The sequence below is a fragment of the Nocardia sp. MDA0666 genome (genome assembly GCF_003023875.1).
In the GTDB taxonomy this organism is placed as follows: domain Bacteria; phylum Actinomycetota; class Actinomycetes; order Mycobacteriales; family Mycobacteriaceae; genus Nocardia; species Nocardia aobensis.
Map to the genome: position 1 here is coordinate 359894 of NZ_PYHT01000001.1, position 16491 is coordinate 376384.

Consider the following 16491-nt stretch of genomic DNA (forward strand, 5'->3'; position numbering starts at 1 on the left):
CGACGCGAAGTTGGGTAGCCTTCGTAGGGTGATCAACATGTCGGCTGAAGAGGGACTGCGCAGCACACCCGTCGAAATCGGAGTGGCGGCCACCGTGTCGCAACTGCCCATCGTGCGCGGATTGGCCGAAACACTGGTCCTGCTCAGCGATTTCACACTCGACGAGGTCGCCGATATCCGGCTGGCCGTCGACGAGGCGTGCTCGACGCTGATCGAACTCGCCGTTCCCGGCAGCACCCTGCAGTGCCGCTTCACCGTCGGCGACAACGATCTGCTCGTCCGGGTGGCCGGGATCGCGGCCACCTCGAAGCTGCCCGACCAGCGCAGCTTCGGCTGGCATGTGCTGCGGACGCTCACCGACGGCATCGACGTCGCGCAGGAACCCTTCGATTCGGCGATTTCCGGATACCCGACGGTGGTCGAATTTCGCCGGGTCCGGGGGAAGGCGTAGTGGCCGACGAGAACAACGTGTTCGAGGCCGAGGACGCCGAGAACACCGCGGGTACGGCCGCGAGCGGATCCCCTGACGACACCGGCGCCGAGGACGGCGAGGGCCGCACGGACGGCGGTGAGGCCACCCCGGACGACGAAGAGGACGGTGACGAGGTCGCCGAGGTCACCGGTTCGGTTTCCGGATACGACGATGTGAACCTGCTGTTCCAGGCGCTGTCGGAGGCCGGTGACGACCGCCGCGCCGAACTGCGCGACGAGTTGATCGCTCGCTGTATTCCGTTGGCGGACCACATCGCTCGCAAATTCAGCGGCCGCGGCGAACCGTTCGACGACCTGACGCAGGTGGCTCGGGTCGGACTGGTCCACGCCGTCGACCGTTTCGACGTCTCGCGCGGCTCGAACTTCCTGTCCTTCGCGGTGCCCACCATCATGGGCGAGGTCCGGCGCTACTTCCGCGACAACACCTGGGCGATGCGAGTTCCCCGGCGGGTCAAAGAAACCCATCTGCGCATCGGCTCGGCGATCGATACGCTCTCGCAGTCGTTGGGCCGCTCCCCGACCGCCAAGGAGATCGCCGCCGAACTCGACATCCATCCCGACGAGGTGACCCAAGCCGTCATCGCGGGCAACGCGTATCAGCCCAGCTCGATCGACGCGGTGTCGGTGGGCCGCGATACCGAGGCCTCGCTGCTGGACACCCTCGGCGAGGAGGAGTCACAGTTCGACCGGGTCGAGGAGTACGTGGCGATCCGGCCGCTGCTCGCGGGCCTGCCCGAACGGGAACGACGCATCCTCACCATGCGCTTCTTCGAATCGATGACGCAGACCCAGATCGCGCAGCGGATGGGGATATCGCAGATGCACGTCTCCCGGATTCTCGCGAAAACCCTTGCGCGGCTACGGGAGCAGAGCGCCCGCGAGTGACGCCTGGGCGTGCACGATGGCGGACACCAGTTGTCCGGCCGGGCCGCCGAGTTTGCGCGGTGGACGCCACACCGCGCGCAGGGTGCGCCGCAGATCCAGGCCCGCGACGGTGACCGCGCGCAGTTCGCCGCGCTCGAGCTGGTCGCCGACCGCCAGCGTGCTCAGTACCGCGGGCCCCACGCCGCCGAGCACGCTGGTGCGGATGGCCGCGGCGCTGCCGAGTTCCAGAAGTGGTTCGGCGCGCGGATATTCGGCCAGCGCGACGTCGAGGGTGCTGCGAGTGCCGGATCCGGGTTCGCGCACCACCAGCGGTGTCGCGGCCAGCTCGGCGACGGTGAGCGGTGTGCGGCGGCGCGCCCAGGGATGCCCGGGATCCACCACGACGAGCAGTCGATCGTGCGCGACGGTCACATGCGGCAACCCATCGGGCACCGCCGGCGATTCGACGAATCCCAGATCGCATTCCCCGGCCACGAGCCGGTCGCACACCTGGCGCGAATTGTGGACCTGCAGATGGACTTTCACATCCGGATGACCGCGGCGGAACGCACCGAGCCACCCCGGTAGCAGACATTCCGCGACCGTCATGCTGGCGGCGACGGTGAGTTCGGCCTCCTGATCGGTGCGCAGTGCGGCGGCGGCGTCGAGTAGCCGGTCCAGGTCCGCCAGTACCTCGCGCGCCCAGTGCACGACGACGGTTCCCGCGGGGGTCAGCGTGGAGCCGCGCGGTGAGCGGCGCAGCAGGGCCAGGCCCAGCCGATGCTCCCACTGGCGCACCGCACGACTGGCGTTCGGCTGCGCCATGCCGATCGAGCGTGCGGCCGCACCGAGACTGCCGTGGTCGTCGATCGCGACCAGCAGCTCGAGGAAACCCAGGTCGGGGCGTACGTCGGCCATACCGCAATCATATGTGGCGTGGCCAACTCATATCACCAGGATATGAGTGCGATGCCGTTTCGGCCGCTACCGGCCCCCACCGATTCACGAGACCGTTGTCGTCATGACAAGTCTGGATTCCTCGCGAGCGGCCGAGGCCGACGACGACGTGCCCGGCGCCACCGAGCCGGGCACGGCCGACCGCACCGGTGATACCGACAAGCTCGCGGTCGGTTCGCAGCGCGGTATCGAATCCTCCTCGCAGACCTCCGTCCGCACGCTGCACCAGCGGTGGCGAGCCCGGCTCGGGCGACGCGGAGTCGCTGCCGGGCGCTCGGGCGCGGCCGGCTGGGCGGAGATCGTCCCCGGATTGACCCTGACGGTCGCGATCACCGCGCTCGTGCTGGGTATCGCCCAGTTCACGCCCACGGTCAGCCCGCTCCTGCTGGCGATCGTCGTCGGGGCGGTGCTCGCCAATTGCGCGCCGTTGCCGCAGCGGGTGCAGCCGGGGCTGCAGTTCTCGGCGAAGCGGCTGCTGCGCGTCGGCGTCGCGCTGCTCGGCCTGCAGCTGACATTCGCCGACATTCTCGGCCTCGGCCCCGCCGTGATCGCGGTGGTCGTCGCGATCGTCACCCTCGGCATCGGCGGCACGATGTTCATGGGCCGGCTGCTGGGATTGAGCTGGACGCAGCGACTGCTGATCGCGTGCGGATTCTCCATCTGCGGTGCGGCCGCCGCGGCGGCGGTGGACGGCGTGGTCGACGCCGAAGACGAGGAAGTGCTGACCGCGATCGCGCTCGTGGTCGTCTTCGGCACGATCATGATCGGCGCGCTGCCCCTGCTGTCGAGCGCTCTGGGCCTCGACGATCGCACCGCCGGGATCTGGGCCGGTGGGTCCGTGCACGAAGTGGCGCAGGTCGTGGCGACCGGCGGCGCGATCGGCGGTGCCGCGCTGACCGTCGCGGTCGTGGTCAAACTGGCGCGGGTGGTCCTGCTGGCACCGGTGCTGGCGGTGATCGGCTGGCAGGTCCGGCGGCGCGAGGACACCGCGCCCGGCACCCGCAGGCCGCCTCTGATCCCGCTGTTCGTCGTCGCCTTCCTGGCCTGCGCCGCACTGCGCACCACCGGGCTCCTGCCCGAATCGGTACTCGGCATGGCCAAACTGCTCCAGACCGCGCTGCTCACCGCCGCCATGTTCGCCCTGGGCGCGGGTGTACGCCTGGCCGCCCTGCGCCGCGTCGGGCCGCGCCCGCTGATCCTGGCGCTCCTGTCGACCGTGTGGGTGGCCGGCATCGCGCTCACCGGCGCGGTTCTGGCCGGCTGAGCAAACCGTGGTGTCAGAACGGTTTGCGCAGAGCGGCCATGAACATGGCGTCGGTGCCGTGCCGGTGGGGCCACAGCTGAGCTGCGGGACCGTCGCCGGTGTCGGTGACTCCGGGCAGCAGCGTGCGGGTGTCGAGTTGTTCGGCGTCGGATCGGCGGACGAAATCGGAGACGACCGAGACGGTTTCGGCCAGGTGCGGGGAACAGGTGGAATACACCACCACACCGCCCGGGCGCAGCAGATCCCATGCGGCGGTGAGCAATTGGCTCTGCAGGGTGGTCAGGTCGCGCACATCGGCCGGGGTGCGCCGCCACCTCGCCTCCGGGCGCCTGCGCAGCGCGCCCAGTCCGGTACACGGCGCGTCGACCAGGATGCGGTCGTAACCGGGTTCCAGCCCGGAGTCGCGGCCGTCGACCACATACACACTGACCGGAAGGCCGCGAGTGGCCTTGCGCACCAGCTCGGCTCGGTGTTCGGCGGGTTCGACGGCGTCGACTCGATACCTGTCGATATCGGCCAGAGCGGCCAGCAGGGCGGTCTTACCGCCGGGGCCGGCACACAGATCGAGCCAGCGCCCGCCGTCCGCACCGAGCAGCGGCGCCCGGGTCAGCGACAACGCGACGAGCTGGCTGCCCTCGTCCTGGACCGCGGCCATACCCTCGCGCACCGCTTCCAGCTGTCCCGGGTCACCGCTGTCCAGGTGCACCGCATACGGTGACCAGCGGCCCTCCTCACCACCACTGACCAGCGCCAATTCCTCGGCGGTGATATCGCCGGGCCGCGCCACCAGGTGCACGATCGGCCGTTCGTCGTCAGCGGCGAGCAGATCGCGCAGCTCTCCCGCCCGCGCGCCGAGTGCGTCGGCGAAGGCCTGCGCGATCCAGACCGGATGCCCGAATTCGAATGCCGCGCGGCCGATCGGATCGCGCGGCGCGAGATCCTCCACCCACTGCTCCGGTGTCCGCGCGGCCGCCCGGCGGAGTACCGCATTGACGAAACCGGCTTTGCCGCTTCCGGATTCGGTGCGCACCAGATCGACCGACGTATCCACCGCCGCGTGCGATCCCACCCGGGTCCGCAGCAGTTGATATACGCCCAGACGCAGGACGTCGAGCAGCGGGCCGTCGATCTCCGCGATCGGACGTCCCGCGCATTCGGCGATCACCGCATCGAGGACGCCCATCGCGCGGCAGGAGCCGTAGGCGAGTTCGGTCGCGAACGCCGCGTCGCGCCCGGACAGTCCGTATTCGCGCAGCAGGACGGGAAGCACGAGATTGGCGTACGCGTCGCGCTCACGCACCGCCCGCAGCACATCCCGGGCGACCAGCCTGGGAGCGTCACCCACCACACCGCGTCGTCCTTGGGGCCCGGCCGCGGGGCGACCGGTCCGCCGCACATCACGGTCCGCACGACGAGAGTCCGCGCCCTGAGCCGAATCGTCGCCGCGAGACGAATCCTGACGCGCGCCCCGCTTCGGGTCGGCACCCCGCGACGTTTTTCCGGCGCCCCCGGCACCGCGAGCACTACTCGCGCCGGAGCGTCGTCCACGGTCGTCCGACGAATCGCGCCCCTCGCCCCGGCGAGCCCGGGCAGCGTCACCACCCCGGCCGCCCGAACCTCTCTCCGCGTCGCCGCGACGCCGAGAATCGTTGTCCGCCCGGCCTTTTCCGCGGCGCGCATCGTCGGCTCGCCGCCCGTCACGGTCCCGGTCGTATCCTCCGCGTGGGCCGGTCACTCGACCACCGCGCCGGGCTCCAGGCGTGCGCCGCGGGCCCAGTCCAGGGCCGGCATCATTCGTTTGCCCTGGGGCTGCACCTGGTCCAAGCGCACCGCGGTGGTGGCGGTGCCGATGTAGACACCGGACTTCCGGACCTCGATCACCCGCTCGGGCAGTTGGTCCTCGACAAGTTCGACCGGGCCGAGTTTCAGTCGCTTACCGTCGATTTCGGTCCACGCGCCCGGCGCGGGAGTGACGGCGCGAATTCGGCGGCCGACCGCCAGCGCCGGTTGATCCCAGCGGATGTGTCCCTCGTCGGCCTCCACCTTGGGCGCATAGGAGACACCCTCACCGGATTGCGGCACGGCCTGGACGGTGCCGTCCTCGATTCCGTCGAGGGTGGATTCGAGCAGTTGCGCACCGGAGACCGACAACCGCTCCAGCAGGGCGCCGGCGGTATCGGTGGTGCCGATGCGTTCGGTGACCACGCCGTAGACCGGCCCCGTGTCCAGACCTTCCTCGATGCGGAAGGTCGAGGCGCCGGTGATCTCATCGCCGGCCAGGACCGCCGCCTGCACCGGTGCCGCGCCCCGCCAGGCGGGCAGCAGCGAGAAGTGCAGGTTGACCCAGCCGTGGCGCGGGATGTCGAGCACCACCCGCGGCAGCAGCGCGCCGTAGGCCACCACCGGACAGCAGTCGGGTTTCAGATCCGTCAGTGCCGCAACGAATTCCGGCTCCGAAGGTTTGCGCGGGGTCAGCACCGGAATGCCGTATTCGTCGGCCAGCCGACCGATCGGCGAGCGTGTCACCTTGCGACCGCGTCCGGCCACCGCATCCGGCCGGGTGACCACCGCCACCACCTCGTGGCGCTCGGATTCGAGCAGCCGCCGCAGGGACGGCACGGCCGGTTCGGGAGTCCCCGCGAAGACCAGGCGCATCTACTCGCCCCGCCCGGACTCGGGACGGCTGCCGGCGACCTCGGCCGCCGACATCACCGTCTTACCGGCGACGAACCACTCCGATTCCCGCACCGCACGCATGGCCTGCTTGCGGGTAGCCGGTTCCAGCCGCTGCAGATACAGCACGCCGTCGAGATGATCGGTTTCGTGCTGCACGCAGCGGGACAGCAGCCCCTCGGCCTCGAATTTCACCGGCTCACCGTGCATATCGACTCCGCGCGCGACCACGCGGTGGGCACGGGTCACGTCGTAGCGCAGCCCCGGAATCGACAGGCAACCCTCCGGGCCGGTCTGCTCGTCGGTGCCGAGGACCTCGAACACCGGATTCACGACGTGTCCGGCGGCATTACCGGTGTCGTAGACGAACACCCGCAGGCCGACACCGATCTGCGGCGCGGCCATGCCGACGCCGCCGCTGGCGTGCATGGTGTCGGTGAGGTCGGTGACCAGCTGCTCGAGGTCCCTGTCGAAGGCGTCGACCTCGTCCGCGCGGGCGCGCAGGACGGGATCGCCGAACAGGCGAACGGGCTGGATTGTCACAGGCACACTCCCGGGCGAGACGACATTGCGGTCGCCCCAGTTTACGGGCGGCCGGAAATCCGTTTCGTCAGGAATGCGCGCCCAGGATCACCTCACCGATTTCGGTGCCCAGCGGCACGTAGGCGCACTGCGGCAGCGGCGCGTGCTCGGGGTCGAGCAGGGTGAGCAGCAGCTGCTGCACGTACGGGTCGTACACCATGTGGAAATGCCCGGTCAGGTCGATGGGGCACAGATCCTGCAACACGATGTTGCGCGCGCCCGGGCCGGTCAGGGCGATGTTGGTAGAGGGCTGGATGATCTCGTCGACGCGGCTGCCGACGGTGGTGTATCGCACACCGGGCACGGTGTCGCCGCCGGCGTCGAGTTCGCGGATGAACGGTGAGCCCTGCGCCTGCTGCACAGCCGCCAGCGACGTGACCGGGGAGCGCCGCCGAGTTTGTCGATGTAGTAGCGAGTGATGTTGGCGCCCTGAGAAAATCCCACCAGGTCGACCTTGCCGGCGCCGGTGGCGGTCAGGACGCGGTCGACGAAGTCGCCGAACTGTCGCGAGGACGCCCATAGATCCTCGGTGCCGTAGCTCGTGGCATCCGGTTTGCCGCCGTAGTTCGGGGCGAAGACGCAGAAGCCCGCGGCGACGAGCTGCGGGCCGATGCCGCCCCAGTCGGTGTAGGCGGTGGCGTCGGTCCCGTGGGCCAGGATGATCGGGCGCGGATGCCGCGCGCTCGGCCGGCAGGTGAAATCGTTGGTGCCCCACGGCGTGGCGCCGGGGTGCGCTTTCGGATAGCGCGAGGCGGCGAGATGGTCGCCCGGCGGCGAGGACGGGGGCGGTTCGGCCCAGGCGTTCGCGCTGCCGCCGAACACCGACTCGCACGCCGCCACCGTCGCGAGTGCCCTACGCCACGCGAGGCCCCCGTCTCGGCGGTTCCGGCCTCGTCCCATCCTTCGATTCTGCGCCGCGTGGACCGGTGCGTGTGACGGGCCACTGGATCGGCCTCACTCGGCCGCGGTGGTGTCGTCGTCGGCGAGGATCCGGTAGATCGAACGCCGGGCCTCGGTGAGGACCTCTGCGGCCTTACCGGCCTGTTCGGGCGTGCCGGCGCGGGCGACCTGTCCGACCGCACCCATCAGCTGGCCGACCAGTTCGCGCAGGTCCAGCGCCTGATCGCCGACGCCCTCGCGGACGTCCTGCCACGGATCGCCCAGTTCGTCGCGATGTTCGGTGACGTACTCGGCGCCCGCGTCGGTCAGTTTCGCGGTTTTGCGACCGGCCACCTTCTCGATGATCACCAGGCCCTCGTCCTCGAGCTGGGACAGCGCCGGGTAGATCGAACCGGGGCTGGGCCGCCAGATGTCGTCGCTACGTTCGCGGATCTGCTGGATCAGCTCGTAGCCGTGCATCGGCCGTTCCTGCACGAGCAGCAGGATCGCCGCGCGGACATCTCCGCGCCGTCCGCGCCCACCGCGACCGCGCCCGCGGCCGACATGACCGCCCGGACCGAATCCGGGCCCGAAATCCGGGCCGAAGGGTCCGAAGCCGTGTCCGCGCGGGTGGCGACGGAACTGTTCGTGTCCGCCGCGTTCCTGCGGGTCCGGCCGGGGTCCGCGACGGCGGCCGCGACCGAACCTGTCCATATTCTCCATGCGTTCCATGATTGCCTCCTCAGGCATTGTCTTACGTTGACGCAATCAACGATATATCGGCAATGCATCTTTGACAAGTATGGGACGCGCCACAGCAGAAGGCGTGGTTCAGGCCGCGAGCGAATCGATCCAGCGTTCCAGCCGATCGCCTTCCGTTCGCATCAGTTCCGGGTCGCGAAAGGTGTTGGTGAGCAAGGAAATTCCCTGATAGGAGGCAATCAGCGCGACGGCCAGTTCGCGCGCGTCGGCGCGGCCCATCTCCTCGAATTGCCGCTGCACCCAGGCCAGCAGGACGCCCATCACCTCGGCGAGCTCCTGCTCCATTCCGTCGGAGCGTTTGTCGAGTTCGGTGGCCAGGGTTCCGGACGGGCAACCGTATCGGGCCGCGAGATCGCGCTGATCGACCCAGGACCGGATCAACGCCCGCACCCGATCGACCGGCCGGGGTTCCCGATCGAGTTCGGCGAGGAAGCCGTCCAGGGTCTGAGCGTGAGCGCCGATTGCCGCCTGGATCAGCTGATCCTTGGTCTTGAAGTAGTAGTACACGTTGCCGACCGGCACATCGGCGGCCCTGGCGATGTCGGCGATCGTCGTCTTCTCCACTCCCTGCCGATGGAAGACCTCGGCGGCCGCGGCCGCGAGCCGTTCGCGCTTACCACCGGCCCGCATGCTGTCGACTGAGTTAGTCATACAACTGACTATAGACACCCGACCGACGATGCCGTACGGTCATGTTAGTCAGTCAACTAACTTAGGAGTGAAGATGATCGTGGTAACCGGAGCGACCGGTAACGTCGGACGGCCGTTGGTGCGAATGCTCGCCGAAGCCGGTGAGAAGGTGACCGCCGTATCCCGCCGCCGTCCCGACGACCTCCCCCACGGCGTGCGGCACATCGCGGCCGACCTGACGAATACGGGCGAGATCACGGCAGCCCTCGACGGTGCGGAACAGCTGTTCCTGCTGCTCGCGCCGGGGTCGCTGGCGGCAGACGTGCCGGCAGTGCTGGCCGCGGCGCGGGATGCGGGAGTGCGGCGCATCGTCCTGTTGTCGTCCCAGGGCGTCGGAACCCGGCCCGACAGCGCCTCGCATGGACAGTTCGGAAAGCAGGTCGAGGTCGCCGTCCAGAACTCGGGGCTGGAATGGACCATATTGCGGCCGAGCGGTTTTCAATCGAACGTCGCGATGTGGGCGGACGCCGTGCGCACGCAGCGAACGGTCACCGCCCCGTTCGGTGATGTCGCGATCCCCTTCGTGGACCCCGACGATATCGCCGCCGTGGCTGCCGCCGCCCTGCGCGAGCCCGGTCACGCCGGCCGGACCTACGTGTTGACCGGCCCCGCGCCCGAATCACCGCGTGACCGGGTGCGCGACCTGGCCGAAACCCTCGGCGAGCCGGTGCGTTTCGTCGAGCAGACAGCCGAGCAGGCGTACGCGCAACTGCTCACCGTGATGCCCGCCGACGCCGCCGACACCACCTTGGCGATCATCGGTGCGCCGACTGCCGAGGAACTGCGGGTCAGCGGCGATGTCGAGGCGGTCCTCGGCCGGGCACCGCGGCCCTTCTCGGCGTGGGCGCGGCGCAATATCGACATGTTCCGTTGAACATCACCGCGCCCTGGCCCGGCACGACGAATTCGCTTGCGCGTCAGCCGATGTCGACCGGATCGATCTGCACCCGCAACGGACCGTCCGAGCGATGACTGCTGCGCACCGCGAGGGCGGCGGCCAGTGCGCGCGACAGCGCCGAACCCGCCCGCCGGTCGACCCGGAGAATCATCCGTTCGACCTCGGCGGGCGCGGCGTCGCCGGAGAACGGCGTGCGGGCGCCGGGCGGCAGTGGTACCGGGCCCAGCACTTCGACACCGTCGGGAAGTGCCGTCTCACCGAGAAGTTCGCCGATGGTGGCGGTCGTACCGTCCACCGCGGCCAAGCGCACCGCGGGCGGGAAGCGGACCTCACTGCGAGCAGCCAGTTCGTGGCGGGCGTGGCCGATCGGATCCCAGCGCACCAGCGCCTGCACGGTCGGCAACGCCGGTTCGGCCATCACGAGCACTTCGCCGGTGGGGCGAACCAGGGCGGCCGCGGACATCCAGCGCCGCAGCGCATCCTCGGCGGCCCGAAGGTCCGCCCGGCCGAGCAGCGCCCAGCCGTCGAGCAGCAGCGCCACCGCGTAGCCGCCCGGCACCGGGGGCTCCGCTCCGATGGTCGCCACCACCACCTGCGGGCCGTCCGGCACCGCATCCAGCACCGCGGTACCGCCCGAACCGCGGATCGGCACATCGGGAAAGGCACGGCCCAGTTCCTCCGCGGTGCGCTGGGCGCCGATCACCACCGCCCGCAGCGCCCGTGAACCGCACGTGCCGCACCGGAACGCCGGTTCCACCTTGCCGCACCAGCGACAGCTCGGGCTCTGAGCGAGATCCCCGGACCCCTTGCTGCCCAACGGAACTACCGATGGCCGGCGTTCGTCCGCGGCCGTGCCCGGGCCGGAGAGGTCCGGACGCTGTGCGCCGGCATGTCCCACGCGATGATCACCGGCGAGCGTCCGGCCGACCCCGCCGGCCGCGGTCGCGTCATCTGCCGACCGCGCCGTACCCCGGGAAGCGTTGCCTCGGGATTTATCGTTCGGCCGGACGTCTCGCCTGCCCCAGGTACCGCTCTCCGGCAAGGACAGCGGGCCGTTGCAGTGCCGGCAGCGGGCCGGGGTGCGGCATTTCGCGCAGGCCAGGGCCGGGACGTATCCGCGCCGAGGCACCTGCACGAGCACCGGGTCACCGGCGGCCAAGGCCCGGCGCGCCGCGGCGAAGGCGGTGCCCGGGATGCGGATGGCCCGCGCCATCGGGTCGCGCTCCAGGGCGATGTCGCTGTCCCCCGGCGCATGGATTCGAGGAGTATTGGCGCGCAACGTCTTCCGGTCGGCGATCAGATCGTGCGCCCATCCGGATTCGACGATGGCCTGCGCCTCGGCGGTCCGCGCGAAGCCACCGACCAGGAAGGCAGCGCCGGTTTCGTGCGCCCGCAGCATCGCCACCTCACGGGCGTGCGGATAGGGTGCGCGCGGTTCGGCGTAGGTGTCGTCGCCGTCGTCCCATACGACCAGCAGACCCAGGTCGTGAGCCGGTGCGAAGACCGCACTGCGGGTTCCGACCACGATCCGGGCCGCGCCGCGCAACACCGCGAGCCAGCGCCGGTACCGAGCGGCGGGCCCCAGCCCGGCCGACAATCCGGCAACCGAATCCCCTACCAACGCAGCACATTCCGCCACGACCCGGTCGAGGTCGCGCTGGTCCGGAACCATGATGATCGCACTGCGGCCTCCGGCGACCGTCGTGGCGGCAAGTTCCGCGAGCCGGCGCGGCCACTGCTCCCCCGGCATCGCCTGCCAGGCCGCGCGAGGTCCGCTTCCGCGCCGCAGCGCGGTCAGATAGGAGTCGCCGTGCACATAACGCGACCACCCCGGGAAGTCGGCTGGAATCTCCGGCAGCTCAACCGGTTTCGGTTCGGCCGCTTCGGTGCGCGCATGCCGCGGCGGAATCGCCAGCCGCAACACGTCGGCGCGGGTTCCGGCGTACCGCGCGGCCACCGCGGAGACGAGGCGAACGATCTCCGGCGTCAGCACGCGCTCACCCGACACCACCCGCTGCAACGGCTGAATCTTCCCGGAATGCTCTGTGCGCGTGAGCCGTTCGAGAATGTAGCCGTCGACCAGGCGGCCGGAGAAGCGCACCCGCACGCGCACCCCCGGCTGGGCCAGCTCGTCCATCTCCCGCGGCACCGAATAATCGAAATCGCGGTCCAGATGGGCGGGTTCGAGCAACGGCAGCACCCGTGCGATCGGCTTGTCGAGCGGAACGTTCGGATCAGCCGCCTCATCGGTGGACGGCACGCAAACGGCGCCCTCCGTCGCAACGGAGGGCGCCGTCGGTTCTACCGCTTCCGCCACGGCAGGCGCGGACCCGATCAGAGACCGGCGGCCGCGCGCAGCTTGTCGGCGCGGTCGGTGCGCTCCCACGGCAGGTCGATATCGGTGCGGCCGAAGTGACCGTAGGCCGCGGTCGGCGCGTAGATCGGCCGCAGCAGGTCCAGGTCGCGGATGATCGCACCCGGGCGCAGGTCGAAGACCTCGCCGATCGCCTTCGAGATCTGCGACGGATCGACCTGCTCGGTGCCGAACGTCTCCACGAACAGGCCCACCGGGGCGGCCTTGCCGATCGCGTAGGCCACCTGGACCTCGACGCGGTCGGAGAGTCCGGCGGCGACCACGTTCTTGGCCACCCAGCGCATGGCGTAGGCGGCCGAGCGGTCCACCTTCGACGGATCCTTACCGGAGAAGGCGCCACCGCCGTGACGGGCCATACCGCCGTAGGTGTCGACGATGATCTTGCGGCCGGTCAGGCCGGCATCGCCCATCGGACCGCCGAGGACGAACTTGCCGGTGGGGTTGACCAGCAGCCGGATGTCGGAGGTGTCGAGCGGGTTGGGCAGTTCCAGATCGGCCAGGACCGCGTCGACGACCTTCTCACGGATATCGGGCGCCAGCAGGTTGTCCAGGTCGATATCGGCCGCATGCTGGGTCGAGAGCACCACCGTGTCCAGCCGGACCGGACGATCGCCCTCGTATTCGATGGTGACCTGGGTTTTGCCGTCCGGGCGCAGGTAGGGCAGCACACCGGACTTGCGGACCTCTGTCAGCCGCCGCGAGAGCCGGTGCGCCAGCGCGATCGGCAGCGGCATCAGCTCGGGGGTTTCCTTGGTGGCGTATCCGAACATCAGGCCCTGGTCACCGGCGCCCTGGCGTTCGATCTCGTCGTCGGAACCGCCGACGCGCGCCTCGTGGGAGTGGTCGACACCCTGTGCGATATCGGGCGACTGCGCGCCGATGGCGACGTTCACGCCGCAGGAGGCGCCGTCGAAGCCTTTCGCCGACGAGTCGTAGCCGATCTCGAGCACCTTCTCGCGCACGATGGTCGGAATATCGGCATAGGCCTCGGTGGTGACCTCACCGGCGACATGGACCTGACCGGTGGTTACCAGGGTTTCGACCGCCACCCGGCTGTGCGGGTCCTCGGTGAGCAGCGCGTCGAGGATGGAATCGCTGATCGCGTCACAGATCTTGTCCGGGTGACCCTCTGTGACGGACTCACTCGTGAATAGCCGGCTACCGGACGTGCGCACAGTTGTTCCCTCTCCCTCAACGGGTTTCTCATGTCGGGATGCGACAGTAGCGGCCTCGCGTCACCGCACAACCCTTTACCTCAGACTATTCCAAACTTGCCACGGCCGGGCGAAGCGGCGGCGTCCGGGCCCTCGCACCGGCCGCCGCGGGTATCCCGACCACGTCGCCACGGCGGGGACGCGGTCGAACAGCTTGCGGCTCAACGCAAGAGCGGGCCCAGCGCATCGAGTACCCGGCTGGCGAGCAGCGCCTTGGAACCGTGATCGAGCGACTGCTCGGTGCCGTCGGCCCCGAGCAGCCAGCCGTCGTTGTTGTCGACCTCGAACGCCTTACCCTCGCCGACGGCATTGACCACCAACAGGTCACACCCCTTGCGAGCCAGTTTCGCCCGCGCGTGGGTCAGCACATCGCCGTGTTCGTCGCCGGTTTCGGCGGCGAAACCGACGATCGCCAGGCCGCCGAGCTGCCCGTCGCGCCGCGCCTGCACCAGTCCGGCCAGAATGTCGCGATTCTTGGTCAGCTCGATCGAATTCGGTTCGTGCGCACCCTTTTTGATTTTCGCGGCGGCCACGTTGACCGGCCGGAAATCGGCGACCGCGGCGGCCATGATGACCGCGTCCGCGCCCACGGAGTGCTTGTCGACGGCGGTGCCCATCTGCTCGGCGGTCGTCACGTGCACGACCTCGACCGCGGCGGGCGGCTCCAGGCCGATGGTGTTGCCGGCGATCAGGGTGACCTGGGCGCCGCGCTGAGCGGCTACCCGGGCCATGGCATAGCCCTGCTTCCCGGAACTGCGATTGCCGAGGAACCGGACCGGATCGAGCGGTTCGCGGGTGCCACCCGCGGAGACGACGACGCGGCGCCCCTCCAGATCGCGCGGTAGCGCGTCGGAACGCTCGAGCAGCAGCGAGGCCAGCGCGAAGATCTCTTCCGGTTCGGGCAGGCGGCCGGGCCCGGTATCGGCGCCGGTGAGCCGCCCGGAGGCGGGTTCCATCACGGTCGAGCCGTGGGCGCGCAGCGTGGCGACGTTCGCGATCGTGGCCGGATGCTCCCACATCTCGGTGTGCATCGCGGGAGCGAAGACCACCGGACATCGGGCGGTGAGCAGGGTGGCGGTAAGCAGATCGTCGGCGCGGCCGGAGGCGGCGCGCGCCATCAGATCGGCGGTGGCCGGAGCGATGACCACCAGATCGGCCTCCTGGCCGATGCGCACATGCGGCACCTCGGGCACATCGGCGAAAACCCCGGTGTGCACCGGATTGCCCGACAGTGCCTCGAAGGTGGCCTTACCGACGAACTGCAGTGCGGACTCGGTGGGAATGACTCGGACGTCGTGCCCGGTCTCGGTGAACTTGCGCACCAGCGAGCACGCCTTGTAGGCGGCGATCCCGCCGCCCACGCCGACAACGATTCGCATCTGAATCAGGCCTCTTCGGTCCGGTGGAGAGACAGCGGGTTACGACCGGAGGGTCACTCGCCCTCGGTGTGTTCGAGCAGGTCGGAGTGGATCTCGCGCATGGCGACCGAGAGCGGCTTCTCCTGCAGGCCCGGCTCCACCAGCGGACCCACGTACTCGAGGATGCCGTCACCGAGCTGGTTGTAGTAGTCGTTGATCTGACGCGCCCGCTTGGCCGCGTAGATGACCAGCGCGTACTTGGACGACGTGCGCTCGAGCAACTCGTCGATCGGCGGGTTGGTGAGGCCGACCGGGGTGTCGTAGGCGGGCACGGGCTTGGTGTCGCTCACTAGGGAGGCTCCTGCGGGTCGATGGGGAGTTGCGGTCGAGACGAGTTCGCGGATCGCCCGCGGTCATCTCGAATTTGTGCTAACGAACAACGATACCAACTGCTCACAGGCCGTGGTCACGTCGTCGTTCACGATCACGATGTCGAACTCGTCACAGGCGGCGAGTTCGGTCTTCGCGGTGGCGAGCCGGCGCTCGATCACCTCGGGTGATTCGGTGCCGCGGCCGGTCAGCCGGGCCACGAGTTCCTCCCAGCTGGGCGGGGCCAGAAAGACCAGCAGCGCCTCGGGCATCGCCGCTCGGACGGAGCGGGCGCCGGCGAGGTCCACCTCCACCAGGACCGGTTTCCCGGCGGCCAGTGCCGCCTTCACCGGGGCGGCCGGGGTACCCGACCGTTGCAGGCCGCCGTGAATGTCGGCCCATTCGAGTAATTCGCCTTCTTCGATCATGGTGTCGAAGTCGGCACGGGTCACGAACCGGTAGTCGCGGCCGTCGACCTCCCCGGGCCGGGGGGCCCGGGTGGTGGCCGACACACTGAACACCAGTTCCGGCAGCCGTTCCCGGACGCAACGGACCACGGTGGACTTGCCGACGGCCGAGGGGCCGACCAGTACTACCAGCCGACCCTTCTGTGTGTGTTCGACCACCCTCGGATCAGGCTTCGAAGTCGAACTTCGCCAGCAGCGCCTTGCGCTGCCGGTCGCCCAGGCCCCGCAGGCGGCGGGTCGGCGCGATCTCCAGCTCGCTCATGATCTCGGCCGCCTTGACCTTGCCGACCTTGGGCAGGGCCTCCAGCAGCGCGGATACCTTCATCTTGCCGAGGACCTCGTCGGTCTCGGCGTCCTTCAGGACCGTCTTCAGGTCAGTGCCGCCACGCTTCAAGCGCTCCTTGAGCTCTGCCCGAGCGCGGCGAGCGGCAGCCGCCTTCTCCAAAGCAGCGGCGCGCTGCTCGTCAGTCAGCTGGGGAAGGGCCACGGTTCCTCCGTCTCATCGTTCATTGCTAGATCTACCTCCGGTAACCCGGTGGTCTCAGCGACCGTACCCACGCGGCGCTCCGATTGCGAACCCACCCCCCAGGTCAGCGCCCGATTCGCGTTATCGGGCCCGTTACCGGGCAGGTCACGCGACCGAATGCG

The 16491-nt window shown here is 69.6% G+C and carries 16 protein-coding genes and 1 pseudogene; 4 read left to right on the top strand and 13 right to left on the bottom strand.

The window, feature by feature from the left end:
- Nucleotides 1-28 precede the first annotated feature (28 nt).
- Both C8258_RS01730 and C8258_RS01735 read left to right on the top strand, forming a co-directional pair.
- Nucleotides 29-451 (top strand): anti-sigma factor, encoded by a 423-nt coding sequence (locus C8258_RS01730; protein ID WP_036502614.1) that lies wholly within the window; start codon nt 29-31, stop codon nt 449-451.
- Nucleotides 451-1377 (top strand): RNA polymerase sigma factor SigF, encoded by a 927-nt coding sequence (locus tag C8258_RS01735; protein ID WP_106953554.1) that lies wholly within the window; start codon nt 451-453, stop codon nt 1375-1377. Before C8258_RS01730 ends, C8258_RS01735 begins: the two co-directional genes overlap by 1 nt.
- On the opposite strand, the gene C8258_RS01740 is transcribed toward C8258_RS01735, so the two are convergent.
- Entirely contained in the window at nt 1351-2274 is a 924-nt protein-coding gene (locus C8258_RS01740) for a LysR family transcriptional regulator (RefSeq protein WP_106953555.1), read from the bottom strand. The genes C8258_RS01735 and C8258_RS01740 overlap by 27 nt on opposite strands.
- A gap of 103 nt (nt 2275-2377) precedes the next feature.
- Here C8258_RS01740 and C8258_RS01745 point away from each other — a divergent pair, with 103 nt between their 5' ends.
- Nucleotides 2378-3577, top strand: coding sequence for a YeiH family protein (locus C8258_RS01745; protein ID WP_106953556.1), 1200 nt, complete (start codon nt 2378-2380; stop codon nt 3575-3577).
- A gap of 13 nt (nt 3578-3590) precedes the next feature.
- Here C8258_RS01745 and C8258_RS01750 read toward each other — a convergent pair whose 3' ends face one another.
- From C8258_RS01750 to C8258_RS01775, 6 genes and pseudogenes are all read right to left on the bottom strand, one after another.
- Nucleotides 3591-4973, bottom strand: a complete 1383-nt coding sequence (locus C8258_RS01750) for an RsmB/NOP family class I SAM-dependent RNA methyltransferase (RefSeq protein WP_106953557.1) — start codon at nt 4971-4973, stop codon at nt 3591-3593.
- 335 nt (nt 4974-5308) lie between these two features.
- The gene (gene fmt / locus C8258_RS01755) at nt 5309-6232 is read right to left on the bottom strand and encodes a methionyl-tRNA formyltransferase (protein ID WP_106953558.1); all 924 of its coding nucleotides are present in this window, start codon (nt 6230-6232) and stop codon (nt 5309-5311) included.
- The gene (def, locus tag C8258_RS01760) at nt 6233-6793 is read right to left on the bottom strand and encodes a peptide deformylase (protein ID WP_106953559.1); all 561 of its coding nucleotides are present in this window, start codon (nt 6791-6793) and stop codon (nt 6233-6235) included. It abuts the gene before it with no gap.
- A 67-nt stretch (nt 6794-6860) separates the two neighbouring features.
- Nucleotides 6861-7732 (bottom strand): annotated as a pseudogene (locus C8258_RS33550) (esterase/lipase family protein).
- Between the two features lie 54 nt (nt 7733-7786).
- Nucleotides 7787-8443, bottom strand: a complete 657-nt coding sequence (locus tag C8258_RS01770) for a PadR family transcriptional regulator (RefSeq protein WP_369817501.1) — start codon at nt 8441-8443, stop codon at nt 7787-7789.
- Nucleotides 8444-8542: 99 nt separating this feature from the next.
- Nucleotides 8543-9124 carry a TetR/AcrR family transcriptional regulator gene (locus C8258_RS01775; protein WP_106953560.1) on the bottom strand — a complete coding sequence of 194 codons (582 nt, stop codon included), beginning with the start codon at nt 9122-9124 and terminating at the stop codon, nt 8543-8545.
- A 73-nt stretch (nt 9125-9197) separates the two neighbouring features.
- Between C8258_RS01775 and C8258_RS01780 the strand changes: the two genes are divergently transcribed.
- Nucleotides 9198-10037 (top strand): NAD(P)H-binding protein, encoded by an 840-nt coding sequence (locus C8258_RS01780; protein WP_106953999.1) that lies wholly within the window; start codon nt 9198-9200, stop codon nt 10035-10037.
- A gap of 43 nt (nt 10038-10080) precedes the next feature.
- On the opposite strand, the gene C8258_RS33065 is transcribed toward C8258_RS01780, so the two are convergent.
- The 6 genes from C8258_RS33065 to mihF all read right to left on the bottom strand — a co-directional run bounded on the left by C8258_RS33065 (nt 10081) and on the right by mihF (nt 16330).
- Entirely contained in the window at nt 10081-12321 is a 2241-nt protein-coding gene (locus tag C8258_RS33065; protein WP_233224814.1) for a primosomal protein N', read from the bottom strand.
- Between the two features lie 74 nt (nt 12322-12395).
- Nucleotides 12396-13610, bottom strand: a complete 1215-nt coding sequence (gene metK / locus C8258_RS01790; protein ID WP_036502629.1) for a methionine adenosyltransferase — start codon at nt 13608-13610, stop codon at nt 12396-12398.
- Nucleotides 13611-13810: 200 nt separating this feature from the next.
- Complete coding sequence (coaBC, locus tag C8258_RS01795) at nt 13811-15028, bottom strand: bifunctional phosphopantothenoylcysteine decarboxylase/phosphopantothenate--cysteine ligase CoaBC (RefSeq protein ID WP_063063006.1); 1218 nt, start codon at nt 15026-15028, stop codon at nt 13811-13813.
- A 53-nt stretch (nt 15029-15081) separates the two neighbouring features.
- A complete protein-coding gene (gene rpoZ / locus C8258_RS01800) occupies nt 15082-15357 on the bottom strand; it encodes a DNA-directed RNA polymerase subunit omega (protein ID WP_106953561.1) in 276 nt (91 codons plus the stop codon).
- A gap of 63 nt (nt 15358-15420) precedes the next feature.
- Nucleotides 15421-16002: a guanylate kinase gene (gmk, locus tag C8258_RS01805; RefSeq protein WP_039779181.1), complete on the bottom strand. Its 582-nt coding sequence runs from the start codon at nt 16000-16002 to the stop codon at nt 15421-15423.
- A gap of 7 nt (nt 16003-16009) precedes the next feature.
- Nucleotides 16010-16330: an integration host factor, actinobacterial type gene (mihF, locus tag C8258_RS01810; RefSeq protein ID WP_030513994.1), complete on the bottom strand. Its 321-nt coding sequence runs from the start codon at nt 16328-16330 to the stop codon at nt 16010-16012.
- Nucleotides 16331-16491: the final 161 nt, after the last annotated feature.